This is a genomic window from Asticcacaulis sp. P4_H10 (genome assembly GCF_056400965.1).
On sequence record NZ_JBFUKH010000001.1, the window covers coordinates 476,306 to 503,204 of the forward strand.

General features: G+C 58.3%; 25 protein-coding genes, 1 tRNA gene and 1 pseudogene. 15 read left to right on the forward strand and 12 right to left on the reverse strand.

Features of this window, described 5'->3' with window-relative positions; all coding sequences use genetic code 11:
- The 6 genes from AC1DON_RS02190 to rpmH form a co-directional block, all read right to left on the reverse strand.
- The gene (locus tag AC1DON_RS02190) at positions 1–651 is read right to left on the reverse strand and encodes a pyrimidine 5'-nucleotidase (protein ID WP_476933086.1); all 651 of its coding nucleotides are present in this window, start codon (positions 649–651) and stop codon (positions 1–3) included.
- Positions 652–764: 113 nt separating this feature from the next.
- On the reverse strand, positions 765–1,697 hold the full coding sequence (argB, locus tag AC1DON_RS02195; protein WP_476933087.1) for an acetylglutamate kinase: 933 nt from the start codon (positions 1,695–1,697) through the stop codon (positions 765–767).
- A 162-nt stretch (positions 1,698–1,859) separates the two neighbouring features.
- A complete protein-coding gene (yihA, locus tag AC1DON_RS02200; protein ID WP_476933088.1) occupies positions 1,860–2,507 on the reverse strand; it encodes a ribosome biogenesis GTP-binding protein YihA/YsxC in 648 nt (215 codons plus the stop codon).
- Positions 2,504–4,360 (reverse strand): membrane protein insertase YidC, encoded by a 1,857-nt coding sequence (gene yidC, locus AC1DON_RS02205; RefSeq protein ID WP_476933089.1) that lies wholly within the window; start codon positions 4,358–4,360, stop codon positions 2,504–2,506. Before yidC ends, yihA begins: the two co-directional genes overlap by 4 nt.
- Complete coding sequence (gene rnpA / locus AC1DON_RS02210; protein ID WP_476933090.1) at positions 4,357–4,752, reverse strand: ribonuclease P protein component; 396 nt, start codon at positions 4,750–4,752, stop codon at positions 4,357–4,359. The genes yidC and rnpA overlap by 4 nt, the downstream gene beginning before the upstream one ends.
- 82 nt (positions 4,753–4,834) lie before the next feature.
- Entirely contained in the window at positions 4,835–4,975 is a 141-nt protein-coding gene (rpmH, locus tag AC1DON_RS02215; protein WP_018080783.1) for a 50S ribosomal protein L34, read from the reverse strand.
- A 161-nt stretch (positions 4,976–5,136) separates the two neighbouring features.
- On the opposite strand from rpmH, the gene AC1DON_RS02220 reads away from it, so the two are divergent.
- Both AC1DON_RS02220 and AC1DON_RS02225 read left to right on the forward strand, forming a co-directional pair.
- Positions 5,137–6,741 (forward strand): sensor histidine kinase, encoded by a 1,605-nt coding sequence (locus tag AC1DON_RS02220; RefSeq protein WP_476933091.1) that lies wholly within the window; start codon positions 5,137–5,139, stop codon positions 6,739–6,741.
- Positions 6,742–6,757: 16 nt separating this feature from the next.
- Positions 6,758–7,285 carry a hypothetical protein gene (locus AC1DON_RS02225; protein ID WP_476933092.1) on the forward strand — a complete coding sequence of 176 codons (528 nt, stop codon included), beginning with the start codon at positions 6,758–6,760 and terminating at the stop codon, positions 7,283–7,285.
- On the opposite strand, the gene AC1DON_RS02230 is transcribed toward AC1DON_RS02225, so the two are convergent.
- Together AC1DON_RS02230 and ggt are read right to left on the reverse strand one after the other, a co-directional pair.
- Positions 7,282–7,995, reverse strand: coding sequence for an NAD-dependent deacylase (locus tag AC1DON_RS02230; protein WP_476933093.1), 714 nt, complete (start codon positions 7,993–7,995; stop codon positions 7,282–7,284). The two genes, AC1DON_RS02225 and AC1DON_RS02230, sit on opposite strands and share 4 nt — an antisense overlap.
- Complete coding sequence (gene ggt, locus AC1DON_RS02235) at positions 7,992–9,725, reverse strand: gamma-glutamyltransferase (protein WP_476933094.1); 1,734 nt, start codon at positions 9,723–9,725, stop codon at positions 7,992–7,994. The genes AC1DON_RS02230 and ggt overlap by 4 nt, the downstream gene beginning before the upstream one ends.
- Before the next feature lie 203 nt (positions 9,726–9,928).
- On the opposite strand from ggt, the gene AC1DON_RS02240 reads away from it, so the two are divergent.
- Positions 9,929–10,005 (forward strand) — tRNA-Arg (locus AC1DON_RS02240).
- Between the two features lie 437 nt (positions 10,006–10,442).
- On the opposite strand, the pseudogene AC1DON_RS02245 reads toward AC1DON_RS02240, so the two are convergent.
- Positions 10,443–10,799: pseudogene (locus AC1DON_RS02245) on the reverse strand (recombinase family protein); the annotation flags it as partial.
- 369 nt (positions 10,800–11,168) lie between these two features.
- Positions 11,169–11,567, reverse strand: a complete 399-nt coding sequence (locus AC1DON_RS02250) for a hypothetical protein (RefSeq protein WP_476933095.1) — start codon at positions 11,565–11,567, stop codon at positions 11,169–11,171.
- Between the two features lie 127 nt (positions 11,568–11,694).
- On the opposite strand from AC1DON_RS02250, the gene AC1DON_RS02255 reads away from it, so the two are divergent.
- Positions 11,695–11,898 (forward strand): helix-turn-helix domain-containing protein, encoded by a 204-nt coding sequence (locus tag AC1DON_RS02255; protein ID WP_476933096.1) that lies wholly within the window; start codon positions 11,695–11,697, stop codon positions 11,896–11,898.
- Positions 11,899–13,011: 1,113 nt separating this feature from the next.
- On the opposite strand, the gene AC1DON_RS02260 is transcribed toward AC1DON_RS02255, so the two are convergent.
- On the reverse strand, positions 13,012–13,161 hold the full coding sequence (locus AC1DON_RS02260) for a hypothetical protein (RefSeq protein WP_476933097.1): 150 nt from the start codon (positions 13,159–13,161) through the stop codon (positions 13,012–13,014).
- Positions 13,162–13,798: 637 nt separating this feature from the next.
- Here AC1DON_RS02260 and AC1DON_RS02265 point away from each other — a divergent pair.
- The 5 genes from AC1DON_RS02265 to AC1DON_RS02285 all read left to right on the forward strand — a co-directional run bounded on the left by AC1DON_RS02265 (position 13,799) and on the right by AC1DON_RS02285 (position 22,404).
- Entirely contained in the window at positions 13,799–13,987 is a 189-nt protein-coding gene (locus AC1DON_RS02265; RefSeq protein ID WP_476933098.1) for a hypothetical protein, read from the forward strand.
- 416 nt (positions 13,988–14,403) lie between these two features.
- Positions 14,404–15,381: a tail fiber domain-containing protein gene (locus tag AC1DON_RS02270; RefSeq protein ID WP_476933099.1), complete on the forward strand. Its 978-nt coding sequence runs from the start codon at positions 14,404–14,406 to the stop codon at positions 15,379–15,381.
- Positions 15,382–16,133: 752 nt separating this feature from the next.
- Positions 16,134–20,774: an RHS repeat-associated core domain-containing protein gene (locus AC1DON_RS02275; RefSeq protein ID WP_476933100.1), complete on the forward strand. Its 4,641-nt coding sequence runs from the start codon at positions 16,134–16,136 to the stop codon at positions 20,772–20,774.
- A gap of 71 nt (positions 20,775–20,845) precedes the next feature.
- The gene (locus AC1DON_RS02280) at positions 20,846–21,289 is read left to right on the forward strand and encodes a hypothetical protein (RefSeq protein ID WP_476933101.1); all 444 of its coding nucleotides are present in this window, start codon (positions 20,846–20,848) and stop codon (positions 21,287–21,289) included.
- A gap of 869 nt (positions 21,290–22,158) precedes the next feature.
- Positions 22,159–22,404: a hypothetical protein gene (locus AC1DON_RS02285; protein ID WP_476933102.1), complete on the forward strand. Its 246-nt coding sequence runs from the start codon at positions 22,159–22,161 to the stop codon at positions 22,402–22,404.
- 30 nt (positions 22,405–22,434) lie between these two features.
- Here AC1DON_RS02285 and AC1DON_RS02290 read toward each other — a convergent pair whose 3' ends face one another.
- Positions 22,435–23,118: a hypothetical protein gene (locus AC1DON_RS02290; protein WP_476933103.1), complete on the reverse strand. Its 684-nt coding sequence runs from the start codon at positions 23,116–23,118 to the stop codon at positions 22,435–22,437.
- Positions 23,119–23,319: 201 nt separating this feature from the next.
- Between AC1DON_RS02290 and AC1DON_RS02295 the strand changes: the two genes are divergently transcribed.
- The 6 genes from AC1DON_RS02295 (at position 23,320) to AC1DON_RS02320 (ending at position 26,895) form a co-directional block, all read left to right on the forward strand.
- Positions 23,320–23,664 carry a hypothetical protein gene (locus AC1DON_RS02295; RefSeq protein ID WP_476933104.1) on the forward strand — a complete coding sequence of 115 codons (345 nt, stop codon included), beginning with the start codon at positions 23,320–23,322 and terminating at the stop codon, positions 23,662–23,664.
- A 670-nt stretch (positions 23,665–24,334) separates the two neighbouring features.
- Complete coding sequence (locus AC1DON_RS02300) at positions 24,335–24,658, forward strand: hypothetical protein (RefSeq protein ID WP_476933105.1); 324 nt, start codon at positions 24,335–24,337, stop codon at positions 24,656–24,658.
- 2 nt (positions 24,659–24,660) lie between these two features.
- The gene (locus AC1DON_RS02305; protein WP_476933106.1) at positions 24,661–25,167 is read left to right on the forward strand and encodes a PulJ/GspJ family protein; all 507 of its coding nucleotides are present in this window, start codon (positions 24,661–24,663) and stop codon (positions 25,165–25,167) included.
- Positions 25,164–25,907 carry a hypothetical protein gene (locus AC1DON_RS02310; RefSeq protein WP_476933107.1) on the forward strand — a complete coding sequence of 248 codons (744 nt, stop codon included), beginning with the start codon at positions 25,164–25,166 and terminating at the stop codon, positions 25,905–25,907. The genes AC1DON_RS02305 and AC1DON_RS02310 overlap by 4 nt, the downstream gene beginning before the upstream one ends.
- Positions 25,904–26,416 (forward strand): hypothetical protein, encoded by a 513-nt coding sequence (locus tag AC1DON_RS02315; RefSeq protein WP_476933108.1) that lies wholly within the window; start codon positions 25,904–25,906, stop codon positions 26,414–26,416. The genes AC1DON_RS02310 and AC1DON_RS02315 overlap by 4 nt, the downstream gene beginning before the upstream one ends.
- Positions 26,407–26,895: a hypothetical protein gene (locus AC1DON_RS02320; protein ID WP_476933109.1), complete on the forward strand. Its 489-nt coding sequence runs from the start codon at positions 26,407–26,409 to the stop codon at positions 26,893–26,895. Before AC1DON_RS02315 ends, AC1DON_RS02320 begins: the two co-directional genes overlap by 10 nt.
- The last annotated feature ends 4 nt before the right edge of the window (positions 26,896–26,899 follow it).

The following is a 26,899-nucleotide window of genomic DNA, read 5'->3' on the forward strand; positions in this document are numbered from 1 at the left end:
CTATGATTGGAGTGAGGTCAGGAAGGCCTTGAGCGACGGGCTGCGGAAATCGACAAAGGCATCGGTGTTTTCCAGCCCCTTAGGGCCGACCAGTACCGTCTTCATACCCAGACCGTGGGCCGGTTTGAGATTGCGCGGGCTGTCTTCGAAGAAGACCGTGTCGGCAGCGTCAACGACATGGGCTTTCATCATCATCTCGTAGGTGGCGAGCGATGGCTTCGGGATGAAGTTGGCGTGTTCGAGATGGAAGATGCCGTCGAACAGGTCCCCCATCTCCATCTTGGTCAGTAACCGGCCGGCATGGAAGCTGTCGCCGTTGGTGAAGACGATCTTGCGGCCGGGCAGGGCGGCAATCAGGGCGTTCAGTTCAGGATCGGGATGCAGGCTTTCGAGCGAGACATCGTGGACTTCGTCAAGGAAGCGGCGCGGTTCGACGCCGTGGTGAGCCATCAGCCCGGCCAGGGTCGTGCCGTGTTCGTTGAGATAGCGCTTTTGCAGGGTGTAGGCTTCGTCATGGCTTAGGCCGGTTTCACGCGCCACGAAGGCCGACATGCGGCGTTCGACCAGAGCCATGACCTCGCACTCATGCGGGTAAAGGGTGTTGTCGAGATCGAACAGCCAGGTGGTGATATGGGCGAGGTCGGGGTGCATTTCGATACCTCCAAATCTCTTGCAGAGATTTGGCAAGGGCGACTGCCCGCCCGAGCCTTATGCGAGGAGCCTGGCGGCGCCTGAGCGGCAAAAATAGCTTATTAGGGCCGATGTCAATCGGCCTTAATAAGCGTTCCCGCACCGTGTTCCGTGAACAGCTCGACCAACATACCGTGCGGGCGGCGGCCATCGAGGATGACCACGGCTTCGACGCCCGATTCGACCGCGGCGATGGCGGTTTCGAGCTTCGGGATCATGCCGCCAACGGCGACGCCGGTTTCGATCAGGTTGCGCGCTTCCGACACGGTCAACTGACGGATCAATTCCTTGTTCTCATCGAGCACGCCGACGACATCAGTCAGCAGCAGCATGCGCTTGGCATTGAGCTTGCCCGCGACGGCGCCAGCAACGGTGTCGGCGTTGATATTAAAGGTCTGGCCTTCATCAGAAACCCCAATCGGGGCGATGACCGGCACATAGTCGTGTTCGGCATCGTTGATAAGGGTGCGGATCAGCTTGTCGTCTATGCGCTTGGGTTCGCCGACAAAGCCCAGGTCGACGATCTGTTCGATCATGCTGTCCGGGTCTTTCTTGAGGCGCGTGGCCTTTTCGACGGTCAGCAGGCCGGCATCCTTACCGGACAGGCCGACACCGCGCACGTCGGCTTCGGCGCCGGCGCGAGTGATCCAGTTGGCGATTTCCTTGTTGACCGCGCCGGACAGAACCATTTCGGCGATTTCCATCGTGGCGTTGTCGGTGACGCGCAGGCCGTCGACGAAGGTCGACTTGACCCCGGCGCGGCCAAGCATGGCGGAGATCTGCGGCCCGCCACCGTGGACGACGACCGGTTGGATGCCCAGCAGTTTCAGGAGCACGATATCCGAAGCGAAGAGCTTGGCTGTAGCTTCTTCACCCATTGCGTGGCCGCCGTATTTGATCACGACGATTTCGCGGTCGTAGATCTGAATATAGGGGAGGGCTTCGGCCAGAGTCTTGGCGGTGGCCCAGCCTTTTTCTTCTTCTTCGGTGTAGGGGGATGTGCTCATGGGCGCGCCATTAGCGGAGATGCGCCGATATGTCTATCGGGGTGTGGGGTCTGTGACCCCACAAAACCTTCTTTTCCTAAAAATAAACCCCGCCCCAAAGGGGCAGGGCTTATTTTTAGGAAAGCAAAGGTCGTGGGGCCTGAGGCCCCAAACCCCGGATTGTCAGAGCGAAATCCCGCAAACCGTCATGATCTCGGCCCGCAGCTCAGCAATCCCCAAGCCGGTTTCGGACGATGTGGCCAGCACGACCGGGTGCGCTGCCGGGCGTTTGCGGATGCCTTCGGACACAGCGGCCTGAACCTTGGCCAGTTCCGACGGCTTGATCTTGTCGGCCTTGGTCAGGACGATCTGGTAACTGACGGCGGCCGTGTCCAGGGCGTCCATCGGCTCCTTGTCCACGTCCTTCAGCCCGTGACGGGCATCGATCAGCAGATAGGCGCGGTGCAGGTTCGGCCGGCCGCGCAGGTAGGCCTTACCCAGGTTCTGGAACTTCTTGACTGTATCCTTTGATGCCCTGGCCCAGCCATAACCCGGCAGATCGACCAGATGCAGGGTCTCATCGACCCGGAAGAAGTTGACCTCGCGCGTGCGGCCCGGCTCGTTCGAGGCGCGCGCCAGGGCCTTCATGCCGACAATGGCGTTGATCAGGCTCGACTTGCCGACATTGGATCGGCCGGCGAAGGTGACTTCGGGCAGGTCGCTGTCCGGCAGTTGGTCGACCTTGGCGGCGCCCATGATGAAGGTAGCCGGGCGCGCAAACAGCACGCGCGCCCGCTCCAGCGTTTCGGGATCGAAGAGGTCGTCGCTCACGCGGCTTTCTTTTCGGACTTGCCGCGGATCTTGGCGATGAAATCATCGATCGGATTGTCGACCTTCAGGCGCTTGTAGATCGAATACTGCTGGAGGATCGTCAGGATGTTGCTCCAGAAGTAGTAGATCATCAGGCCGATGGCCAGTTGCGAGAAGAAGAAGATCATGATGAGCGGCATGAAGGACATCATGCGCTTCTGCATCGGATCGATACCTGCCATAGGCGTCATTTCCTGGCTGGCCCACATGCTGATGCCGTAAAGGATGGCGATTGGCCCGATGTGCAGCGGCCCGGCCAGGATTCCGCCGATCAGTGGAACGGTCGACGGATCGAAGGGCAGGAGGCCGAACAGGTTGATGAGGGTCAGGGGATCGGGCGCCGACAGGTCCTTGATCCAGCCGAAGAAGGGGGCGTGACGCATGTCGATCGACATCTGCAGCACCTTGAACAGACAGATGAAGACCGGGATCTGCAGCAGCATGGGCAGACAGCCGCCGAGGCCGGCCATCGGATTGACCTTCTCCTCCTGGTACAGCTTCATCGTCGCTTCCTGCTGCTTCTGCATGTCATCAGGGAATTTCTTCTTGATGGCATCCAGTTTCGGCTGAAGTCGCTGCTGGACGTGGCGCAGCTTGGTCATCTGCTCATACGAACGGTGCGCCAGCGGGTAGAAGGCGACCTTGACGATGACGGTCATGGCCAGGATGGCCAGGCCCATATTGCCGATGGCCTTGAACAGCCAGGTCAGCAGCAGGTAGAACGGATAGGTAATGAATTCCAGCGAACCCCAGTCGACCGCGTACTTGAAGCGCGGGATGCCCAGGGACTTTTCATAGGCCTTGAGCTGGTCATCGTGCTTGGCGCCGGCGAAGATGTGCGACGTGCTGTTCCACATCTGGCCCGCCGGGACGGTGATCGAATTGGCCGCCGCATAACCCGCGGTGAAGGTCTGGACGCCGTTGACCGTGTCCGAACGCGTGCGATAGTTGACCGACAGCTTCTGGTCCGGAACCACGGCCGCCATCCAGTAGCGCTCGGTGATGGCGTACCAGCCACCCGTCGTCGAGCCTTCGCGGAAGTCCTTGCCCTTGACCAGTTCATGGAACTTCGACTGGTTGGTCAGGTACTTGCCTTTCGCGCATTCTTCCTGCGTCTTGCAGAAGGTCGCCATCGTGCCTTCGTGGACATAGTCGCCCGAGGTCGAACGCGCCGGCGCGCCATTGCGCACCACCATGGCGTAGGGGGCAAAGGTCGTGGCGGCGGCGGTCCGGTTGATGACGCGGTCCGCCTGGGTGATCATGTAGTTTTCGTCGATGCTGAGCGTGCGTTCAAAGCGCAGGCCGTTGCCGGTGTCGTGGACCAGAACGACGGGCTTGCCGACGCTCAACGCCGTGCCAGAACCGACGGTCCACACCGTGTCCGGCGTCGGCGCACCGGATACATTCTGCATGTTGAAGCCCGAACGGACATATTGCGCGTCCTTGGTGCCGGCGGGGCGGAGCAGGGTAACCGTGTCGGGCTTGCCCAGCTTGTCGCTGTATTTCACCAGGTGCAGATCGTCGATCACGGCGCCTTTCAGCGCGATCGAGCCCTTGACCGACGGCGTCTCGATCGCCACACGCGGCGAACTGGCCAGGGCCTGTGCGGGCGTCAGCGTGGTTGGACCCGAGGCGGGCAGACCGGCAGCGATATTGGCGGCGGAAGAGCTGGAAGCTGTGGCAGCCGCGACCTGGGCGGCGGCCTGCTGTTTCTTCTGCTGAGGACCGAGGACGAAAAACTGATAGCCGAACAGCAGAACCATGCTGGCGATCAGGAAATAGATCATATTGCGGTTGTCGTCGGTGTTGTTCATCGAACGGTCTTTTCCGGGTTAACACTTTTGGGTGCCGAATTGGGGCGGGCCAGCCTTATCAGGGCCGCTTTGACATCGTCAAGCAAACCCTGCCAGTCGCGATCTATCGTGCCGGCGCGGGCAATGAATACATAGTCATGGCCAGGCAGGGCGTGAAGGGGCAGAAGGGCTTCGGCGGCTTCACGCAATCGGCGCTTGGCGCGATTGCGCGCCACGGCATTGCCGATCTTCTTGGTGGCGGTGAAGCCGACGCGAATCTGGCGCCCTCCCTCGTCACGGTCTTCGCCGCTTGCTTCTCTTGGGCGTGCCTGGACGACAACGGCGCCACGCGCCTGGTAGGGCGCCTTGGCGGCAGCCAGGAAATCAGCGCGGACCTTGAGACGGGGGATCATGGGGTGCAATGGCCAGATACAGAAAAAGAGCCCTCAAGCGACTTAAGGGCTCTTTTCAATTCATCAGTCACGAGACCAGCGGTTAGGCGGTCAGGCGCTTGCGGCCCTTGGCGCGGCGGCGGGCAACGATCTTCTGGCCGTTCTTGGTGGCCATACGCGTGCGGTAGCCGTGACGGCGCTTGCGCACGAGGCGGCTCGGCTGGTAGGTACGTTTCGTTCCCATCTGGGGCTCCGATAGTTCAGGGCAGCGCTTCACAGCGCGCGAAATCACAAAAGAGGCGCGTGATTAGCTAAGCCTTATCGCCTTGTCAATCTTATTTGCACTGTTTTCAGTGTATTTCTGCTATATATAAATAGCTCTCGGTCCCTTCCAATGGAGTCGCGGTGTTCGATCCAGGCAAGCCCGGTGAACGGTCTTCCAGCCCTTTTCCCGCCCGCCCCGGCGGTCGTCCCCCCTTGCGCGACCGTAAGGCAAGCGCGGCGGTCTACATCCAGCGTCTGACCGAGGCGTCCCAGCGTGTCGCCGCCTGGGGCCTGCGCGCCGGCATACTGGTTTTCGACACCATCCATCGCTTTATCCTCAGCCTTTCGGGCCAGTTGGCGATCATGACGGCGGTCTTCGTGACCCTGGTCGAAATCATGATCCTCATCCCGTCCCTGGCCAACGACCAGGAAGAATGGCTGATCAACAGCGTACGCAAGGCCGAAATCGCTTCCCAGGCGGTCGATACGGCCGACGCCATGGCCGTGTCGGCCGAAACGTCAGAACAACTGCGCAAGAGCGCGGGGGTTCTCTACCTGGCGGTCCGGATCAATGGCCAGACCCTGCGCCTGTTCGATTCCAACGTCACCGTGCCGGAAGAGGTCATGGACCTGCGCCGTCAGCGCAATCCTGTCGAAGACGTCGCCTATCTCTGGGCGCCGTGGCAGACCTTGCTGTCCGACGAGGACCGGTTGATTCACGTCCAGACCCAGCCGCGCCTGCGCCCGGGCGACCAGATCGAAATCGTCGTGCGCGGCGAACCCCTGAAGAAGAACCTGCAGACCAGCCTGCTCAACATGCTGCGTATGTCATTCTTTATCGCTTTGGCGGCAGGTATCCTGATCTTCGCCGCCCTGTCGTTTGTCATTGTGCGGCCTATCCGCAAGCTGACCGACGCCATCCAGCGCTTCAAGACCAACCCGGAAGACGTGGCGGCGACGCCCGAACTGTCCGGCCGCGCCGACGAAATCGGCGACATCGAGCACGAACTGGTGGCGATGCAGGAGGAGGTGCGCAATTCGCTGCGCTCCCGTGCCCGGCTGGCCGCGCTGGGCCAAGCCGTTTCCAAAATCAATCACGACCTGCGCAACATGCTGACCTCGGCGCAGATGGCGTCGGATCGCCTGTCGGCCGCCTCGGCCGACCCAACGGTCGCCAAGGCCCTGCCGAGGCTTGAGCGCGCGCTCGACCGCGCCCTGTCGCTGGCAACCAACGTCCTGACCTATGGCAAGAGCGATGAACGCGCCCCGGCCATCCAGATCGTCAAGCTCAAGGACCTGGCCGAAGCCGCCGCCGAAGACGCCGGCCTATGCTTGCCGGGCCAGGCGGTCGAAGGCGGGGTGCGGTTTGCGCTCAAGGCGCCCAAGGGTTTCCACCTCGAAGCCGATCCAGAGCAGTTGCACCGCGTCCTGGTCAACCTGATGCGCAATGCCCGCCAGGCGATCGAGTTGCAGCCCAATCGCCGGACGCTTGGGCGTGTGACGCTTACCGCCATCAAGACGGCTGATGATGTCATCCTGATCGCCGCCGACAATGGTCCGGGTATCCCCGAAAAGGCGCGTGAAAAGCTGTTCCAGCCCTTCACCTCGTCCAATACGCCGGGCGGATCCGGGCTTGGTCTTGCCATCTCGCGCGAACTGGCGCAACTGCATGGCGGGGATGTCCGTCTCGTCAATACCGGCCCCGAAGGCACTGCATTCGAGGTCCGCCTGCCCCTAAAAGGCTAAAGTGTAAGGCTAAGCTTTGGAATTTGAAGACCTGATAGAACTTGTGCGGGACAGCTATATCTCGCAATTCAGCGATTTCATCGACCGGGTGACCAAGGAGCACGGTGAAGGCTCCGGCGAGGTCAAGCTGACCCTGACAGGTGAAAGCGCGCTCTATCGCAACTATTACTGCGCTGACTATGTACGCTCGGACGACGGCAGCAATGTCATCGAACTGGCGCCCGAAGAAGAGGTGACCTTCGATCCCGTCGATGTCGTGCTGGGCGAGATGGACATGCGTGTCGAGCGCCTGCAATGGAACGACGTGACGCTTAAGGTCGAGGGCGAAGTCGATAGCCGCGATCTAGACGAATGGTTCGAGACCTGGTTTGACCCGGACGACACAACTTTCGATCCGGATACGCGCTTTTCCGGCAATATCCACTCGCTGACGGTCGACAGCGAAGGCGTCCATGTCGATTTCGGCACGGCGCCAACCGAGGCGCTGATCGAGCTTCTGGTGACATTCGAGGACCTCGGCTACCGCAAGGTGACGGTGAACTAATTCAATAATTCTTCGACAAAGCGCGTCACGACCACGGTCGCGGGACCGTAGCGCTTTTCGGCGAACAGGCTCTGGCCCATGGATGGTTTGAGATTGAGCTCGACCGTATGCGCGCCGGCGTGGCGGGCGATCGAAACGAACCCTGCCGCCGGGTAGACGTTGCCCGACGTGCCGATCGAAATGAACAGGCTGCACGTCCTCAGGGCTTTTTCGATCGTATTCATATCCAAAGGCATTTCGCCGAACCAGACGATGTGCGGTCTCAGCGTCGCGGCGGCATCGAACGGCGACACAGTATCCGGCAGGATATCCTCACCCCAGGTGCAAACCCGCTCCGTTATCGTACAGCGCGCCTTCAACAGCTCGCCGTGCATATGGATCAGGTCGGCGCCTTCACGGTCCGGCAACTCGGCGTGTGCCCGGTCGTGCAGGTCGTCGACATTCTGCGTCACCAGCAGGACGTCGTGTGGCCATTCCGCCGCCAGACGGGCCAGCGCCCTGTGCGCGGCATTAGGGGCGACCTCGCGCAACTGACGGCGGCGCTGGTTATAGAAGTCCTGCACCAAATCCGGATTGGCGTGGAAGCCTTCCGGCGTTGCCACCTCTTCGACGCGATGGCCGCACCACAGCCCGTCCGAGGCGCGAAAGGTCGGTACGCCCGATTCGGCCGAAATCCCGGCGCCGGTGAGGATGACAATGTTGCCTCTCACTGATCGATCCTTTGATCGCCGATGCGAATGGCGCCGTTGCGGCGCGGATCGGCCCCGCCTTTGAAGCTGCCGTCAGCCTGGCGCAGCAGCCCGTTCAGGCCCGATTCCTCACCCTGGACTTCGGTCAGGCTATAGCCCATGCCCCGTAAGGACGCCTTGATTGCGTCAGGCATACGGCTGGCTTCTACGCGAATGCTGTCGCCGCGCGCCACGACGTTCGGCAGGTTTATGGCGTCCTGAAGAGACAGGCCAAAGTCAGCGACACCCATAATGGTCTTGATGTTGTAGGCGACGATCGATGGGCCGCCTGGCGAGCCGATCAGGCCAACCAGCTTGCCGTCCTTGTCGAACAGCATGGCGGGGCTCATGGCCGAACGCGGGCGCTTGCCGCCCGCGACGGCGTTGGCCGCCTGATTGCCATTCGACGCCACAGGCGACCACGAAAAATCGGTGAGCTGATTGTTGAGGAAGAAGCCGCCGACCATCCGGCCGATGCCGAAGATCGATTCGACCGTCGTCGTCATCGATACGGCGTTGCCAAACGAATCGACCACGACGAAATGCGAGGTGCCATTGGGTTCCAGCGTCTTGTCAGGCGCCAGTTTCGGCGCGCCTGGCGGCACGCCATACTTTGGCGCCGGCGCGGCTTTGCCGACGGTGATCGTGGCGGCGCGCGCGGTGATATAGCCCGGATCAAGCAGCCCACCCACGGGTACGGTGACGAAGTCCGGGTCGGCCATATATTGGTCGCGATCGGCATAGATCAGGCGCGAGGCCTCGATCATGACCGCCCAGGCGCGGCCGTCGTCCTTGCCCCATTCGCCCAACGGGAAACGTTCCATGACCTTCAGCGCCTGAAGGACCGAAGCCCCGCCGGCCGGAGGGGGCGCTTCGCAGACAATATAGACGCGATAGGGCAGGCAGATGGGTTCAAGCACCTGCGGTTGGTAGCCGGCAAGATCATTGAGCGTCATGCCGCCGGGCAGGGGGGCTGTGTTGACCTTGGCGACGATCTGGTCGGCCAGTGGTCCCTTGCGATAGGCATCCATGCCCTGTTTGGCTATGGTTTTAAGCGTCGCCGCATAGGCTGGGTTTTTCAGTGTGTCGCCGGTCTTCAGATAGCCGCCATCATTCGCGCCGAAATAGGCCTTGGCGTCGGGCACGGACTTCTGGGCAAAATTGCCGGTCTGGAGATAGCGTCCCAGCCGCCGCGACACGGTGAAGCCCTGGGTGGCCAACTGCTCAGGATCGCCGAACAGGGTCTTCCATTTAAGCTTCCCGTGGTCCTGATGCGCCTTTTCCAGCGCGAACATGGCCCCCGGCACGCCACTGGCGCGGCCCGAGGTGACGGCTTCGGGATAGCTCATCGGCTTGCCGTCGGGTTTCAGGAAGCGGTCGGGCGTTGCGGATGCCGGCGCCTTTTCACGGCCATTATAGACGGTCGTCTTGCCGGTGGCGGCGTCATAATAGAGCAGGAAACCGCCGCCGCCGATGCCGGAGCTTTGTGGCTCGACCAGGCTGAGCGTCGCCTGGATGGCGATGGCGGCGTCGATGGCCGTGCCGCCGCGCTTCAATACCTTCATGCCGGCGTCGGCGGCTTCAGGTTCAGCGGCGACGACGGCAGGTGTGACGGGACCGAGTTGCTGTGTGACGACAGGCTTGGCGCAGGCGGGCATCGCCAGCAGGATGGCGGTGGACAGAAAAGCGGATACAAGGGTGCGGCGGATCATGCGGGTGAGGGCTCCATGGCCATGACTATATAGGAATGCCGCTGTCGGGTGGCGAGATGGAAACCGCGCCCGCACAAGAGATCAACAGGATTTTCAAAAAAAGTGCGATTTGGCTGCGTATTCGGCTTGCCTTTGCAGGAGGCTTCGACTAATTGTCCGCCCCTGCCGCCGGGACGGGTTTCCGGTGTGCTTCTTGGCTTCAAGCACTCGTAGCTCAGCTGGATAGAGCATCAGACTACGAATCTGAGGGTCGGGCGTTCGAATCGCTCCGAGTGCGCCAGCCACGAACAAAAGTGAGAACCGGTGGTGGAGTCTTTTCAGGACCCACCGTCGCTCCTTTTGCAAGCGTCGCTTTTGAGCCTGTGATGCGTATTTCTTCTTTGTGACCGACACTTCCGTCATTATCGACTTGGCATAGGCTTGTCTGATTTCAGGCGTCCCATTCTCCAGCTTATCCTTCAGGAGCCCAGCCAAGCGTTCCACCTTGTTCGGCGATATCTCGGTCGTATTGGCCTTGAGGCTATTCTGAAGGTTGGCAATGTCCTGGTTCAATTCGTTCCGCCGGAAACGCAGGCCGACCAGCTTGTCTCGAAGAGACGGATCGTCAGCTTCCATGATGCCCTTCTCAACCAACTCTAACAAGCGGTTAAGGCCATGCTTGGCATTCTCACGCGACTGGTGCTCATCGAAGACGTTCAGGACCTTGCGGATCAATTCCCCACCGTCATCATTACCGATGTCCTGGGTGACCGAAACCAGTTCGACGCTCGCCTTGCGCAACTGCCTTACGTACAATTCAGAGTGCAGGGCGTCGCGGCTGAAGCGGCTTAATGAGTGAACGACGACGAAGTTGAAAGGGCGTTCGGAGCGGCACGCCTTGAAGATCGTTTCCTGGAAAACAGGGCGGCCATCATCCAGGGCCGAGGCACCGGGCTCTTCGAAGACCTCTGCCACATCCCACCCCTTCTGTGCGCACCAATTCTGGCACTGGGCAATCTGGTCGGGCAGGGACAGGTCATGCTCTGCCTGGCGTGCGGTAGACACTCGCACGTAAATGGCTGCTGTTGGCCTCATGGCTTAGGGCTCGCTATCCAGGATTTGTTGGATTTCATTACGCAGGAAGGCGCGCAAGAGGGCAACCTCTTCTGCCGTAACGGGAAGAGCGGCCGGCAAGTCGGTGACGATCTGGGGTTGGGCTCCTGATTGGCCAAGCGCTGAGGCAGTCGGCAGCGCGACGACGGAAGCGGACGCTTCCTGTCCTTGCGCATTCTGAACTGGCTTTTTGAGCGGTTGTCCCATCCCCGATTGTATAGAGCCGGGCAATCGAGACAACCAGAGAGCAGGAGGCTGGCCGGTACAAAGCGCCGCCAGTCGCCGGGCTTATGGCATCATGGCACAGGGCAGATAACCACGCCGTCTGACGAAGATGTCGTGCAATTAATTTCACGAAGCCCCCTTCTGCCGCATTTTTTCAAGGACGCGCTGATATCGGTTCACAGCCTGGAATCCCTGGGCCTGATTGTAAAATTTTTGGCTGCTGGCGAGGGCGGTGAATTGAACGTCATAGTTCAGCGGCTTGGGCGGTTGGCGCACTTGGTCCTTGAGCCCGTCAGACTGAGCCTTATCGAGGATAGCACCCTTTGTCGCCTCAAGGGGGGCTGACTGTTTCTGCGATACTGCCTTGGATGACGCGGGTGACTGATCGGTACAAGCACACAGAAAGGCCACACTCCCAAACAATGCGGAGGCAATAATTGCGCCGGTGCGGACTGAATTCGGCTGCGGCAATGTCAATGCTAGCCGATTTGTCTCGCGTTTATGCTGATCAACTCCAATTTCCATTTCGCCCTCTCATGGCTGTGATGTCGACTATAGGTGACATTGGAGAGGGTGGTGGAACTTTAAGTCAAATGAAAATGTCACTCATCGTCTGTAGAATGATCGTCTACAACCGTACCACCATGTTGGCGTGAATGTTATTGATCGTCTTGCCCAAAATCTTCGTCGCCTGCGCCAACAGAGGGGCTGGTCGCAGGAGGAGTTTGCTTTTCGTGCAGAAATTCATCGCACCTACGTAAGCGATCTGGAGCGCGGTGCCCGGAACCCAACTATTACAGTCGTTGACAAACTCTCCAGGGCGCTAGGTGTGTCACTGGGGGAGTTGCTAGACTGACTGAAATTGGCCCTTTGGAGACTCGTGACGATTTACGCTCCTTGCAAAAGTGGAAGTGAACACTGCTCCGCAGTTGGTCGGACGCAATTTTTTGTCGCTGGCCTCAACAGACCGTCGTTGGCCCTTGGCGGCCGGAGGAGCATGATCAAGCTGCCTCGTGCAGCGGAGGTTGGTCGTATGCAAATTTGTTGCCGCCAGTTCATTTCGGCCCCTCGGCAACCTGTCATCTCTTCTTAAATGGTCGTGGAGGTCGAGTTCTTGAGGGCAACGGCCTAGACTGCTTACGGCGCGCCGGCTGCCGGTGCGCGTTGGTAAGAACTCTAGTTTTTTCCACTTCAAAATTTTTTATGCATCGAAAAGTGAACATATCGTCTTCAGTCATTCCCAGGCTAAACTGGGCTCTTTCACGTTCCTCTTCAGGATGTAAGTACTTTATGAAATTTTCAACCCTATCTAAGCGCGTTTGAACGCGTTTAATACGGTCGTTGTTCAGAAAAAGACTATACTCTCTTTTGGCTGCTTCCACGAGATAATTGCTGACGCCCTCATCCATACCCCCGTGTCTGTACAAACCAAGTCGAGATACGTAAATATGAAAACCAGCATTCTGGAATGCATCCAAAACACCATGTATCTTTGAGTTGTAGAAGCGCTCCTCTCGCATTGATATAAGGGTTACGCAATTATATGTTCACTATCTCATTGAACCAAAGAGAATAACATTCCATCGTCAGGTTGCGACGTGGCGCACACCCCTGAGTTGTGGCCATTATGTCATTGTCTCGGAAGGTGATCCTGTCCGCTTCACTCGTCTTGAACGACCTACAACTGTCTTGACGGTTTACGCGCAAAGCGCGAATTCAGCGTTGCGGGATTAAAACTTGCCTGTTACGTTGATCAAGAGTTGTGTCGGAGGGGGAAGTCATGAAGCGCTGGTGCGCCGCGTTTTTTTTGTCTAATTTCGTTAGCTTTTTTCTCGACGAATGCGTTCGCGAGTGGCTCAACGAACGTCCGGATCACGCATGTGATTCCTCACGATACTGGTATTGTTATCATTTATGTAAATACCGCACGGAAGGGGATGCCGCTGTGCGCTACCGCGCCTGGGGTTGTTTATGAATTTGATGCGACAACAACGGCCGGCCAAGCAATCTTGCAGGCATCTACACAGCCATCGCCGCCGACCTGCCGGTAGATATTGCCGGCAAAAGCACCTGCCGTGCCGGAAGCAATGCCGAACTGATCGGGTATGTCGCGGTTCATCGCTGAGCAATCGGCCGCCCCTGAAGAATGATCGCTATCTCACGCCAGCGCGCTGAGATAAGTAAACGGGTAGAGCATTTGTTTGGTGGGGAGCATGACTTCAAAAAAGCCTTTGCTATATTTCTGTCTGGTTGGGCTCGTAGTGGTTGCCTCACTGGCGCATGCGTAGACCGTGCCGGCTTGGCATCAGGCGTAATTAGATCGATATATGCGGATACGAACAGCGCGGTGCTTGAGATGAATGCTAGCGGGCGGTGCGAGGAACGCTATACCATATTCCTAGGACCAATACCAACTTCCAGGAATTTGTTGTATCCTTGATATATACCGCTGCCGTGGGCAGGAAGGTCGCGAATGTTATGTAGCCTGGTGTAATTCTGCCAGAAACATCCTTTCGCCTGGCCAAGTTGTATTGGCACCGTCGAACTTGGAAGATGTCAAAATTTATAAAAGCAGGAAGCCTGAAATGAAGTCATTTCGAAAACTGTTACCGAAAAGCTGTGCGCTTTTATTGCTGATTGCGTGCGCCGCATCCACACCAAGCCAGGCCTCAATCTCCGCTACGGGCAAAATCTATAATATCCACATCCTTGGCAACGGCGTTGTTTTGTTCAGACACACGGGGACGAGGGGAGCCGTGCCTGCCTGCGGGCAACCCGAAGCCGTTCGTTGGGCGTTCGACGGTTCGACGCCGCAGGGACAGGCCCGGCTTGCGCTGCTTCTGACCGCCTACGGCGCCGGCAAGAACGTCCAGGTCTTCGGGCTGGGCAATTGCAATGTCTGGGGCGATACGGAATCGGTCGACTATATCGTAACAACGGATTGATCGCGCATCAGCCGAGGCGCAGTCATCAGGTTGACTCGCATTATAGACTGATTTCGCGTGCTGGCTGGACCTTAGACGCTAACAATAATTTCGACTGCTATTTGAAGGCGCATGGTGGGAAAGAAGATCGGTTCATATCTGGGATTTGCTTGTCTTGGCATGCTCATCGCTACGTCGGCCGTCGGCGGTGAAACCAAATACGAGTACGATGTGTTGGGTCGGGTTGTGAAGGTTACTTATTCCGACGGATCGACGGTGGCCTATGCTTACGACCTGGCAGGCAACAGGGTCGCCGTGACCACTACGGCGTCGGCTCCGAGCGGCAATAAATGGGGCGAGATGACCTGGGGGTGGCAACATGGTAAGATTTACAACGGCTTTTGTCGTACTGTCATGCGCTCTGGAGGGGCCGGCATATGCGCAAGCCACGTACGACGACATACCTGCCCTTTCCGCTCGCCAATGGTCAGGTGGCGAACGCCGCCCAGGTCATGGATGACCTAAGGTGTGCGCCGGTTTACGGCCTGGCGAATTTCAGCGGCAATGTCGGGATTGGCACGACCGCGCCGACGCAGAAGCTGTGGGTTAACGACGGCGACATCTGGATGACCGGCAACCACAAGCTGGGCATTTCCACAGATGGCTCGCTCGATGGAACGCCCAACGTGGCTTTTGGTGGCACCGGAAACGACGCCTATATCGCCAACTGGAGCGGGTCCGGCTACAATACCAACCTGACCGTTTTGGGCGTGAACGGCAATGTCGGGATTGGTACGGCAAACCCGCTGCAGAAGCTGTGGGTCGAAAACGGCGACATCTGGGTAAGCGGAAATCGCAAGATCGGCTTTACGACGGATTTTTCGCCAGACGGCACGCCGAATGTCGCGTTCGGAGCGACGGGCAACGACGCCTATATCGCTAACTGGAGCAGCTCCAGCTACAACACCAACCTGTATGTCCAGGGCAGCAGCGGTAATGTCGGCATCGGCACGACATCGCCAACGGCCAGGTTGCATGTCAACGGCTCAGTCATCCTGTCCCAGGGCTACAGCACCAGTTCCGACAGGCGCCTGAAGCGCGACATCCGGCCGCTTGGGGATGCGCTGGCGCTTGTCCAGAAGTTGGAGGGCGTCCGCTACAACTGGCGCGCGCCGCAGGACCGCGCGGTCGGCAGGGATCTCGTGCTTCCGGTCAGCCAGCCGCAAATCGGCTTCATCGCTCAGGACCTTGAAAAGGTCCTGCCGGAAGCGGTCGTTGCGCCTTCCGGCGAGGGCTCGGTTTACAGCGTCAAGGAAGCCGCGCTCATTCCAGTCTTGGTTAAGGCCATCAAGCAGCAGCAGAGGCAGATCGACGCGTTGAAGGCCGAGGTCGCGGCGCTGAAGGCCGCGAAATAATTTCTGCGACAGACCCAGGATTTGGGTTGGCAAATCAACCTTAGGTGTGGCACGTGTTGGCCAGATCGCTTTTTTGCTGAACGCGCCCGTCGGCGCGTTGTTCCGCGTCGTCGCGGGCAATCCGGTCAAGCGAAGCTTGTTGCCAATGCCAATGCCAAAGGCTGGCCGTGGTCGTGTGTAACGGAGCACATTGCTGGTGTGGGAACGGGCCATGTCGATGTCACTCGGGTGCCTGATCGCATCGGTGATTTCGCAGCGTTCCTGGCTGGTGAGGGCGTGAGAGTGTGTTGTGGGGAGATGTCCTGAAGGCTGACTATTAGCCGGCCTGCCCGCGCCAAGGCGTGGATGCGCAGCTTGAAGAAGCATTAGGTAGGGGCTCGTGTGCGCAAAAGCGTGGCCAAAGCCGAACGTTAGGCTCAAGGGGGAGGGCTTGGAGCTACTTTGACATTCGATAACTGTCCCGCAAAGGGACGAGCTCATGATCGGGGAGCTCTTTAGGCGATCATCCTGTGGATAGGCACCGCAAGAAGCGCTACGTCAGCTTGTGTTTCGCGGCGAAACACACTATCGGAAGTGGTTTCGTTTATCATACTTTTAAGGTGCTGTAGCAGGCATCCGGCTTGGCTCGCTAGGGCGGATTGGCAGCTGATGATGCTCTACGTATGCGTGGATTGTCCGTGTCGACTGCCTGAGGCCTGTAATTTCGAAGCATATACAGCGTAAGCTACTAGTCTGGTCACTCTGGGGGGATTATGACAATTTTGAATTTGGGCAGGCTTCCTGCAGCCTTGATCCTAACATTAACAGCAATTCTGTGTTGGGTGTCTTCCGAGGCATTAGCGCAGTCTGCATTGCCTCCGCCTACCACATCCTCGATCGATGAGCGCGGCGTCGACCTGATCTCCGGACGCAGGAAAAATAGCTACCCAGCCATCTCCATTGGTGGAGATGAGAGTGGTATCATTCATCAGCCGGGGACTTTTTCGACCCAGTTCACGGACGGTTACACAGGGGTGCTCACCACTACGGGTAGTGGTGATTTAACTGTAAGCATCGGGAACTTCAGTAAAAAATTCACGTGGAATGGCACGGGTTTCACGCCTTTCAATGGCGGCAATGAGACTCTGGTGTGCACGGCATCCCCCTTTACGTCAGGTGGCACCTGCACTTTCGCCTCCAAGGACGGTCAGGTTGCGCTCTTTGACCGGGCGATCAGCTACGTCGGTGGAGTGTATGCCACCTACTACGGCATTATCGCCAACAGGGGGGTGATGACCAAGCTGACGAAACCTGACGGAGAAATCATTGACATCGTTTATCAGGTCTATTCGGCGCCACCCTACCAGCCAAACCAGCCGATGGTTAGAATGGTCGTCCCGAAATCTGTGTCCAGCAGCCTGGGATGGATGATTCGCTATCAAACCAAGACCGGTAACGTTTATGACGTTACCCCTGTCAAGGTCAGCCTTCTGAACTCGTCCGTGCATTACTGTGATCCCGCCAATGTCGATAGCTGCGCTCTCGACCCGAGCTGGAATACCATGACAATCAACAATGGTAGTCCGCTGACGTTTACGGACCAGTTGGGTAACGTCACAAGCTCAGGCGAAAGTGTAACAACCCCAACCGGTGTTACGACGACTTACACCTATTTTGCTTCCGGTGTTGATGCCGGGCGAGTCAATACGGTTTCCATTGGCGGGGCGACCTGGACCTATAGCTATGCCCGTGCCAACAGCCAGATAACCACTACGGTGACCGATCCCCAAGGCGGCACGCGCATGCTCGTCGCTGACAGTTCTGACCGCGTTATTTCCACCCGCGACGAACTCAACCGCATAACAAGCTACGCCTACGATGCCAACGGGAACATTTCCCGCGTCACAGCTCCGGACGGAGACGCCAATGGCGGCTACACCGGCTTCGCTTACGACGCGCGCAACAATTTGCTGAGCGCCACGACGGTTCCAAAGGCCGGGTCAGGCCTTCCCAATATCGTCACTTCCGCGACCTATTCGTCGAACTGCTCCAACCCTAAGACGTGCAATAAACCTCTGACTGTAACGGACGCCCACGGCGTCACCACCGCTTATGCCTACGATCCCAACCATGGCGGCGTCATATCCGAGACTAAACCCGACGTAAATGGGGTTCAGGCCCAGGTTCGTTATAGCTACAGCCAATTCACGCCGCAGAAGAAGAACAGTAGTGGCGCCTTGGTCGCGCAGCCTCAGGTGTGGCGCATGACGGGAACGTCATCGTGCATGACCACCACTTTGGCTGCCTGCGTGGGCACTACTGACGAGTTCAAGGTCTTTATCAACTACGGCACTGCTAACGTCTTGCCGGTCTCACAGACCTCCAGCCGGGGCGACGGGTCGCTCGCGCTCGGAATGACGCGCACCTATGACAATAGCGGCAATGTAACGGAGGAGGATGGTCCAAAGCCAGGGACGGTGGATGCGGTTTACTACTTTTATGACGCATTGAACCGCCGCATCGGCGAAATCGGTGCTGATCCAGATGGCTCCGGCCCACGATTACGGTCTGCCAAGCGCAGTTATTTCGATGGAGACGGTCATACAATCCGCATCGATACAGGAACTGTAGCCGGGACGACTTACAATGATTTAACTGCCATTTCGGTCTTGGAGAGCGAAACGAATGAATTCAGCACAGCGACGGGCTTGCCGGTGGTTGCGAAGTCCTATGCCGCTGGAAATCTGACTCATGTTTCCCAGCGATCGTACGATTCACTAATGCGTTTGAATTGCGAGGCGCATCGTCTCAGCCCGGGCGCGATTAATACGGCCACGACGGACGCTTGCACCTTGGGAACCCCAGGAAGCGATGGCTCTGATCGTATCACCAAGTACTATTATGATGCCACCGGCGCCGTGACAACCGTAACCAAGGGATTTGGCACGCCTGGAGCGGCATCGGAGATCCAGGCCTACCTTGCTTCCAATGGAAAGCTTTCTCATCGGATTGATGCGAATGGCAATCGTACCAGCTATACCTACGATGGACACAATCGTCTCCTTAAGACCTGCTATCCTGCCGCGGGCAACGGTGCGGTAAGTTCAGGTACGGATTGCCAGCAGTTTGCTTACAGCGCGGGAAATGTCCAAAGCGTTACGCTTCGTGACGGAAGCAACATCGCTTTCACCTATGACAATATGGCCCGGATCACCGCGAAGTCAGGTGCGATCAACGAGAGCTATGTCGTCAATAACTTTGGCAATGTTACCTCTCATACGAACAACGGCACGACCAGCACCTATACCTACACATCGAATGGCCAATTAATGTCGGAAGCCGGTCCGTTGGGAACGGTCGGCTATCTCTATGACGGCTACGGCCGGCTTATGCGGCTGACCTATCCCGACACGTTTTTTGTGACTTATGATTACAACGAAGGTGACCAGCTTCTCAGCATCAAGGAAAATGGTGGTACTTCGCTTATCTGGTTCGACTACGACACGTCCGGCCGCCGGCACCATATGTATCGGGCCAACGGACAAACGACAACGTACAGCTATGACCAGTCGTCCAGGCTTATCGGGCTGAGTTTTCCGGCGGTGAGCCTAGGGTATGCCTATAACTCTCTCGACCAGGTCAAGTCGAAGACCAGCAGCAATTCCCAATTCTCATACACAGTAGGGACGGCCCAGTCCCTGAACTATGCAATCAACGGACTCAATCAAATCGGCACGGTTGGCGGCGTGACCTTGACATATGATGCGCGGGGTAACCTGACAGGTGATGGCGCAGGTACATTTGTCTATAATGTCAATAACCTGCTGACATCCGCAGTGCAGTCGGGAGTAACCTCCACCCTGACGTATGATGCGGAAAACCGGCTGTTCAGTATCGCAAAGAACGGCGTAACCACAAAATTCCTCTATGCCGGCAATGAACTGATCGCGGAGTACAGCGGCAGCAATGTCCTTTTGCGCCGTTACGTTCACGGATCTGCCCAAGACGAGCCTCTGATCTGGTATGAAGGCACCGGGACCGGGGACAAGCGATACTTCCACACCGATCATTTGGGCAGCATCGTCGCGACGACAAACGGTTCGGGTTCGATCCTCAATATCAGTGGCTACGACGAATATGGGTTGCGGAAATCAAGCAACGCCGCCTACGCCAGCCGTTTTGGCTATACCGGACAGGTGCTTTTGGCCGAGATTGGGCTATACTATTACAAAGCGCGTCTCTACAGCCCGGTCCTCGGCCGCTTTATGCAAACTGATCCGATCGGCTATGCCGATGGCATGAACTGGTATGCTTATGTCGGAAACGATCCAGTAAACGGTATCGATCCGACGGGCCTGATCCAGGGGCTGGGGGCCGGCCAAGGATCAGGCAGCGGGCAGGGTGGTGAACCGTTCACGGACACGGAAGAGATTATTGTTCGCGGTCAGCGTAGTCGTCACAGCACGCCGTGGCTGGACTTCGGCATATCACTGTTGCCTGGGGGGGACTTGATCAACTGCTTCCGCAAAGGGTGCACGCAGAATGAGTGGCTGGTCGCCGCGGCGTGGGGAGTCGTCGACCTTGCTGGCGGCCAGGCGTTGAAGCTTGGCGTCAAGCTTGTTGCCAAGGGCGGTAAGCTGGCCTTCAGGTCATGGAAGGGGGTCGGTTCTTTTGCCCGGGCAACTTGCCGATTTGCTTGCTTCTCAGCCGGAACCACGGTGGCGACCCCGACCGGTCTGATCGCTATCGAAAACATCCAGGTTGGCGACCTTGTCCTAGCCTATGACCAATACTCCGGCCAGGTCATTGCGAAGCCGGTAACGGATCTTATCCGCCCAGATCCAAAGCCAACCTATAGCCTCACCGTGCAATCGCCTACCGGCGAGTCGGAAACCATTCGTGCAACCGACGACCATCCGTGGTTTACCGCCGAGCATACGTGGGTTGAAACCAAGAACCTTAAGGCTGGCGACTTTATCGAAACGGCAACTGGGCGTGATTTCCGCTTGGTGTCCGTTAAACTGTCTGGCCTGACTGAACAAACCTATAATCTTACCGTTGCCGACGTGCACACCTTCATGGTGGGAGAAAACCATCTGGTGGTCCACAATTGTGCTGAACTCGGCAACAAGCTGGACTTTCTGTTCGGAAAATCCGGTGGAAAGAACGCTGCACGATCGCAAGGCATGCAGGCGGAACTGTCAAAAGTCGGTATTTATGATACCCCTGAATCAAGAAGTATGGTTGCCGACAATCTTCGAAAGACTCTAGCGGATGACTCGAGTATCGTCCGGAGTTCCGAAGGCCGGGACATTCGCGAAAGCCTCATAGCCGCGCCGGGCGGCATGGTGAAGATGGAGTCGATTTGGGAAGGTAATAAATTGATCACCATGAAAATATTCGGCGGCAAGTGAGATAGCGGAGCAGGTGGCAATTGTTTGCTTGGAACAGGATATGGACGGGGGCGCCGATAGCCGGAGCGTTCTTGTGTGCCCGAGAGATAGCCGTTTCTCTCGACGACGGTGCCCAGGCTTCCGAGTTGACTTGGTTGTCTGAAGGCGCCGCCGTCAAGGTCTCTGCCTCAGTCGATCAACGCCAACTGATTGGCATGTCCAATGGTGCATTTCTGATCGTTGCGGGCGGCGCTTTTCTCAAGCTCCTCAATCAGGATGGAGAGTGCCTGTTCACGTTCAAATCCGACCTTGGGTTTTTTGAGAAGTTTGCCACATACGGACCATGCCTCTGGCTGATGACGGACCTAGAAGTCTTTCAGTTTGACTGTGTACAGGCGTCGCTTACTGTCGATCGAAGGGTGCTGTCGGACCTTTCCGAGACTATCCTCCGGCATGGTGACAACATCTTTGTGAAATATGACGACGGCACTGAGATCGACTTGGCAACCCTCCGCGCTGAAAGAGTCTTTGGGTAGTTGAGTTTCGGTGTAGTTCGGTGACACGATACCGATTGCGCAGTTATTCTGGATGAACTCGTGATTTTGGTGCGTCGCTTTGAATATCGTTAAGGGGGGGCGGGGGTTTCGGGGAAAGGTTATCAATCGTGTAAATGCGGCTTCCTGTTAGCAGTTCAGGTAATCGGAATTGCAATGATGGCCCGTCTTGCCCGAATAGTCGTTTGCGGTTTCCGCACCATGTGACGCGGAGGGCAATTGCCGTACATGGCGATTAGAGAAATGGTGTCCTACAGCCGCGCCAATAACGCGGTTTCACGCTGAGGAGGGGAGCATGGGTATGTCTGTAAAAAATATTCTGTCTGGCGCTGCTCTGGTAGCGCTGCTTACTCTGGGCCGCCGGGGTCGGGGGCGGCATCGAGCGCCAATAGCGGAAAAATCTATAATATGATCGTTCTGCAAAACGGGATAGTCCTTTTCAAGCACACAGGCACGAGATCCGCAGTGCCTACATGCGGGCAGCCTGAGCCAAACCATGGGCGTTCAATGGTTCCACAGCTCAGAGACAGGCGTGGTTGGCGCTGCTGCTGACGGCGTTTGGCGCCGGTAAAAACGTGGTGGTCTTTGGAACCGGTAATTGTGCAGATTGGGACGACACCGAGTCACTCGACTTCAATGTGACGGAGTGACCGCTACATCGAGACCGCGCCGGGCACTAAGTCGTCTGGCGCAAGGCCTAAGTTGCGGGTTTCGGGGACTGAGTAATCAAGTCTCGGCTTTTCAGGAGGGGATCATGAAGCGTTTGTTTGCGGCCTTTGGCCTTTATATCGTTGGCTCTTTTCTCGACCAGCGCGCTGGCCAGCGGCTCTTCCAATGTGAGGATTACACATGTGATTCCCCACGATACCGGCATCGTCATTATATATGTCAGCGTCGTTCGCACGGGTATGCCGGCATGCGCCACGGCGTCCGGCGTCGTATATGAGCTTGATGCCAATACGCCTGCCGGCCAGGCGGTTCTCGCTGGCGTTTATACGGCCTTCGCCGCCGACCTGCCTGTAGATATTGCGGGCAAGGGTACCTGCCGCTCCGGAAGCAATGCCGAACAGATCGGCTACGTCGCGGTTCACCGTTAAAGGCGGTCGTCTTAGGCTTGGGCCCTCGCGTCAGCTCTTCGCGCCCGGCCCGGGAAACCTGACGCTGACATTGCTCTGTCCAAACGCCATCAGGTAGGGCCCGCACTGCGCCAGGGCGGTGATGGCCAGGCTTTCGGAGCGCAGGCGTTTATCGTTCAGGCTGGCGCCGGCTTCGCGCACGATCTGCGGCGGCTTGGACAGATTGCCCAGCGGCGAAAAGCTGACGCTGAGCGTCACGCTGACCGTGTTCTTGTCGGCGACGCGGCGCCAGCACGGCTCGATCGCCTTCCACAGGTCGTTCATCGTCTTGCTCTCGCGGCCATCGACGCTGACCAGTGCCTGGATGTCGCTTGGGCTTGCCGTCTGGGCTTGCGGCTGTTGCGCCTCGCTGGCTTCGCCGAACAGGTCCGCCAACGATTGCGGCGCGGGTTTCGGCGTATCCGATGGCGTCCAGCCGTCGTCGGCCACGGTGTCGAGCATCGGTGCGAACTGGCCGGCCATGTCCACGGGCGCAGCCGCCTCGGTAGCGGTGTTGAACAGCGACACGTCTATGCCTTCGACGTTTTCATCCCCTGCCATGCGGGTATCGAGCTCCGACAGCGCGCCGGAGGACGGCAGGACCAGCATAACGACCACGGCGACGTGCAGGGCCAGGGACCCGACAACCGCCAGGGCCTTGCTATGACGCGTCAGATATGATTTCAGCCCCGGCATGCAAATGTGTGTGACTGCTATCCTCTAGGCTTACACTGCCTGATTGCAGCGCACCAGTCCATCTGATAGGATTCGCAAGGGGGCGGCTGTGAGCTTTGGGCTCATTTCATCCTGAAATATTCACACAATCGACGGACACCGAAGGCCACAACATCGCCTTCCGGGCTTTGGCGCCGAACTGAGAACCTCAAGGGGGAATATATGAAAAAGTTGATCGCGCTCTGCATTTCGGGATTGCTGTTGTCCTCGCTGTCCAGCCCCGTGCAGGCGTCCGATTCGGGGGTCGGCACTGTCGGTGAAATCATCATCACGCAGGGCGGCATCGTCCTGTTCACGCATTCCGGCACGCGGACGGCCGCGCCATCCTGTCAAGCCGCCAATATACCGCAACGTTGGGCATTCAATTCAACGACGCCAGCTGGCCAGGCGAGACTGGCAGCCTTGTTAACGCTAAAGAGTGCGGGGAAGCCATTCTGGCTGACCGGAACGGCGGCTTGTTCCGATTGGGGCGACACGGAATCTGTAAGCTATTTTATAATTCTATGATGGTCGCAGCCGCGGCGCCGTTGATTGCGCGTAGTTAGACCATTTGATAGGATTCGCGTGGGGCGGCTGTGAGCTTTAGGCCCATTTCATCCTGGAAATATTCACACAATCGGCGGACGCCGATGGCTGCGATATCGCCTTCCGGGGCTTTGTCTGGACGGGGCTAAACTTAGAACCTCGAGGCAATATATGAAAAAGCTAACCGCACTTTGCGTTCTAGGACTGGGGCAGTCGTCCTTGGCCAGTCCGGTCCAGGCGTCCGATGCCACAACGGGATATATTTCTGAAATTGCGGTGATGCCGACGGTATCGTCCTGTTCAATCATTCGGGAACACGTACGGCAACGCCGTCCTGCCAGGGCCAAGCCTTCCGACGCGTTGGGCATTCGATGCCAAGACTGCGACCGGCCAAGCCAAGCTGGCGACCCTGTTGTCGGCGAAGGGTATGGGAAAGCCGATCCGGGGGCTCGGAACTGGCATCTGCGCAAATTGGAACGACACGGAGTCGTTGAATTACTTCGTGATTGAAGGATAAGCGCAAGAGCCGTCCAATTGCAGATAGCAAAGCCAACTGTTAGAGCGGATGGGTAGCCCACACAGATGGCCTGAGGCGCGTGGCACGATGCAAAAGCTTGGCAAAAGAATGCGAAACACTGAGGAGGGCACGATTATGGTCGATGCCCTGATCGCGGTCGTGATCGTCAGCCTGATGGCTGCGATTTGCGTGACGACGCTGCAGATCTCCCGGCGGTCGGAAAATGGGGTCACTTCGGACCGAAAGGCGCGTCTGCTGCTGCAGACCTTGGTGGAAACCACCCCGCGTTTGCCGGGCCTCTACTCAGGTAAGTCCGGCGGTCTGCCATATACTGTGATGGTCTCCGAACAAAAGACCGACGGCGCGCGACTGTGCGTTCTGCGCGCCGAGGCGGGCGGCGGCGTGCGCATTCGACGTCTCGAGGCCACGCGCTGGTGCGACGAAGAGGCGCCGTTATGAGGATGAGGGCGGACGACGGCTTTACACTGGTGGAGACGGTTGTTGCCCTGACGATCGTGAGCTTCGCACTCGCCGGGATTCTTGCCGCGACGAACCTGGTCACGCGTCACAACCAACGGCTGGTGAAAACGCAAGAGACTGTGCGTGCAGCGGATGAAACGCTTGCCCGGCTTAAAGCGGACCTGTTGCCGCATCAGCCGTTTTTTGCAACAGATCTCACCGGCAGCCCCAGGGACATTGTCTATGACTGCAAGACGGGGCGTTGCCGCTTTCGCCTTTCGTCGCCGACACAGCGCTTTGCGTATGTGAGTGAAGGGGAGGTTCTGACTTCCTGGCCGCCAAAAGTGATATTGGAAGGGCGTGAACAACGCCTGGAGGCCTTGATCTTGCAGGACCTATCAGGCACAACCTTAGGTCTGGTCCGTCTTGAGACAGAGCAGAGCGAGGACTGTCAGTTCGACATGATCTCACGGACGTGCCGCGGGGAGGGGCGCGAGAGTACACCATGAATGCGTCAGCTATCAGCGATCGGCCGACATCGAAGCCGTTTACCCGTGTCATGACCACGCCGCCGGCCTGGCCTTGGGACCAGACGCGGGCGGCCCGGCTGGAAGCCCAGCACACATCCCCTGTTTCCGGTGGCGATATTACGATCCTGGTGCGCCGTTTGAAGCCCTGGGCTTTCAATGAGTCAGGTGAATTTGTCGCCGTATATGTGCGGGCTGGTGACGCGATCGGTGACGGCATCGATATTGAGGTTCAGGGGCGCCGCGTGCGCATCGACCTTCCTTCACGCGCCAAGCGCGATGCGATCCTTAAAGAGCGGGCCCTACAAATTGGATGCGTGGTCGTCCTTGTGCTGGCATTTGTCGGTCTGACAATGCTGGCGCTGCAACGGCGCGCAAGCCTGGAAGAGCGGATTGCGCAGGCCGAGGTGCGCGTCCAGCGGCTTACCCGGCAATCGCAAGGGCTCCTGAATGCAAAGGCCGATGCGAGAGCTCTGGCGGCGATTGACGTCAAGGGGCAGACAGTCGATCAGGTGATCAGCGACCTTAATCGTGTCAGCATGTCGATGAATACAGATGCGCGTATCGAGGCATTCTATTGGCGCAAGGGCTATTGGGCCGTTGAATCGCGCGGGGAGGCGCCGCCGGTGCGGGGGATGGACGGTGATCTGCAAAAGTCGGTAAAGCCTGCGCGCCGTGGCGTGTGGATCTGGGCTGCCAAAAGCCAGGGAGCAAGGCCATGATGCTGGACCGGCTGAATGGACGAATCTCCCGGCCGGCGGCTAGGCCCCCGCTATTGGCTTTTGTGCTTCCGGCACTGCTGGCCGTGCCGCTGCTTGGCCTGTGGTTCATTTCCACGCCTCCTGACGCCAAGGCTCGCCTCGCCGCGCTGGAAGCCAAGGCCGAGCGCATCAACAAGGCCGCGCTCGGTGCTGGCGATCTAAAGACATTTCCCGCAGGCAGCGTCTGTTCGGGCGAGCAAGCCGATGCCGTCGAGTCCCGTATGAGTCTAGCTCTGGCGAATGCCGGCCTGCAAATTGGCGCCTTTCGCCTGGTGGACACGAACACGAGTTCCGGCGGTCTGCAAACCTGGCAACTCAGCTTGAAAGGTAGCGGAACGTATGAGGGTGCCATCGCGGCGCTGGATGTGCTGAATCGCAGCCGGCCACGGCTGTTCGTCGACACGGTGGCGCTTCGCAACAAAGTCAGTGAAGTGGAACTTGAACTCGAAGGGCGCGTGTTTTGTCGGTAACTTCTTCGGACCTTCAGGCTGACCTGCTCAAGAAGGCTCTGGTTGGCTGCGCGGCTATTGCCACGGTCGTGACCGCCTTTAGCCTTCTCATTGACCCTACGTCCGGCATGAACGATCGGCTCGACGCCATCGAACCCGTCTTCGGCAAGGCCCTTATCGCCGATGCGGGGCGCGCAACGAAGATCGATGCGGCACGCATGGCGCAGGCACCTATTTTCGTCATGACTTCAGGGGCGGCGGCGTACAAAGAAAAATCCTTCCAGTTGTTCGGTGTGTCGGTGTCTTCAAAGCGCAAGGCCGCACTGGTATCGATCGATGGGGCTGCGGCCGCCTGGATGATCGCCGGGACGCAGAACGGGGATGTTAAGTTGCTCGATGTCGGCGGTAGCGGTGCGGTTTTTGAAACGCCGGTGGGCACGCGCAACGTCGCCTTGACGGATGCGCCCGCTGCGGCGGATCCCAAGGCCCCGGCACAATGAGTCA

Coding starts and splice junctions, on each gene's coding strand:
- AC1DON_RS02190 (WP_476933086.1), bottom strand. CDS start 651: ATGCACCCCGACCTCGCCCATATCACCACCTGGCTGTTCGATCTCGAC.
- argB (WP_476933087.1), bottom strand. CDS start 1,697: ATGAGCACATCCCCCTACACCGAAGAAGAAGAAAAAGGCTGGGCCACC.
- yidC (WP_476933089.1), bottom strand. CDS start 4,360: ATGAACAACACCGACGACAACCGCAATATGATCTATTTCCTGATCGCC.
- rnpA (WP_476933090.1), bottom strand. CDS start 4,752: ATGATCCCCCGTCTCAAGGTCCGCGCTGATTTCCTGGCTGCCGCCAAG.
- rpmH (WP_018080783.1), bottom strand. CDS start 4,975: ATGGGAACGAAACGTACCTACCAGCCGAGCCGCCTCGTGCGCAAGCGC.
- ggt (WP_476933094.1), bottom strand. CDS start 9,725: ATGATCCGCCGCACCCTTGTATCCGCTTTTCTGTCCACCGCCATCCTG.
- AC1DON_RS02250 (WP_476933095.1), bottom strand. CDS start 11,567: ATGGAAATTGGAGTTGATCAGCATAAACGCGAGACAAATCGGCTAGCA.
- AC1DON_RS02260 (WP_476933097.1), bottom strand. CDS start 13,161: ATGAACCGCGACATACCCGATCAGTTCGGCATTGCTTCCGGCACGGCA.
- AC1DON_RS02270 (WP_476933099.1), top strand. CDS start 14,404: ATGCGCAAGCCACGTACGACGACATACCTGCCCTTTCCGCTCGCCAAT.
- AC1DON_RS02275 (WP_476933100.1), top strand. CDS start 16,134: ATGACAATTTTGAATTTGGGCAGGCTTCCTGCAGCCTTGATCCTAACA.
- AC1DON_RS02290 (WP_476933103.1), bottom strand. CDS start 23,118: ATGCCGGGGCTGAAATCATATCTGACGCGTCATAGCAAGGCCCTGGCG.
- AC1DON_RS02295 (WP_476933104.1), top strand. CDS start 23,320: ATGAAAAAGTTGATCGCGCTCTGCATTTCGGGATTGCTGTTGTCCTCG.
- AC1DON_RS02300 (WP_476933105.1), top strand. CDS start 24,335: ATGGTCGATGCCCTGATCGCGGTCGTGATCGTCAGCCTGATGGCTGCG.
- AC1DON_RS02305 (WP_476933106.1), top strand. CDS start 24,661: ATGAGGGCGGACGACGGCTTTACACTGGTGGAGACGGTTGTTGCCCTG.
- AC1DON_RS02310 (WP_476933107.1), top strand. CDS start 25,164: ATGAATGCGTCAGCTATCAGCGATCGGCCGACATCGAAGCCGTTTACC.
- AC1DON_RS02315 (WP_476933108.1), top strand. CDS start 25,904: ATGATGCTGGACCGGCTGAATGGACGAATCTCCCGGCCGGCGGCTAGG.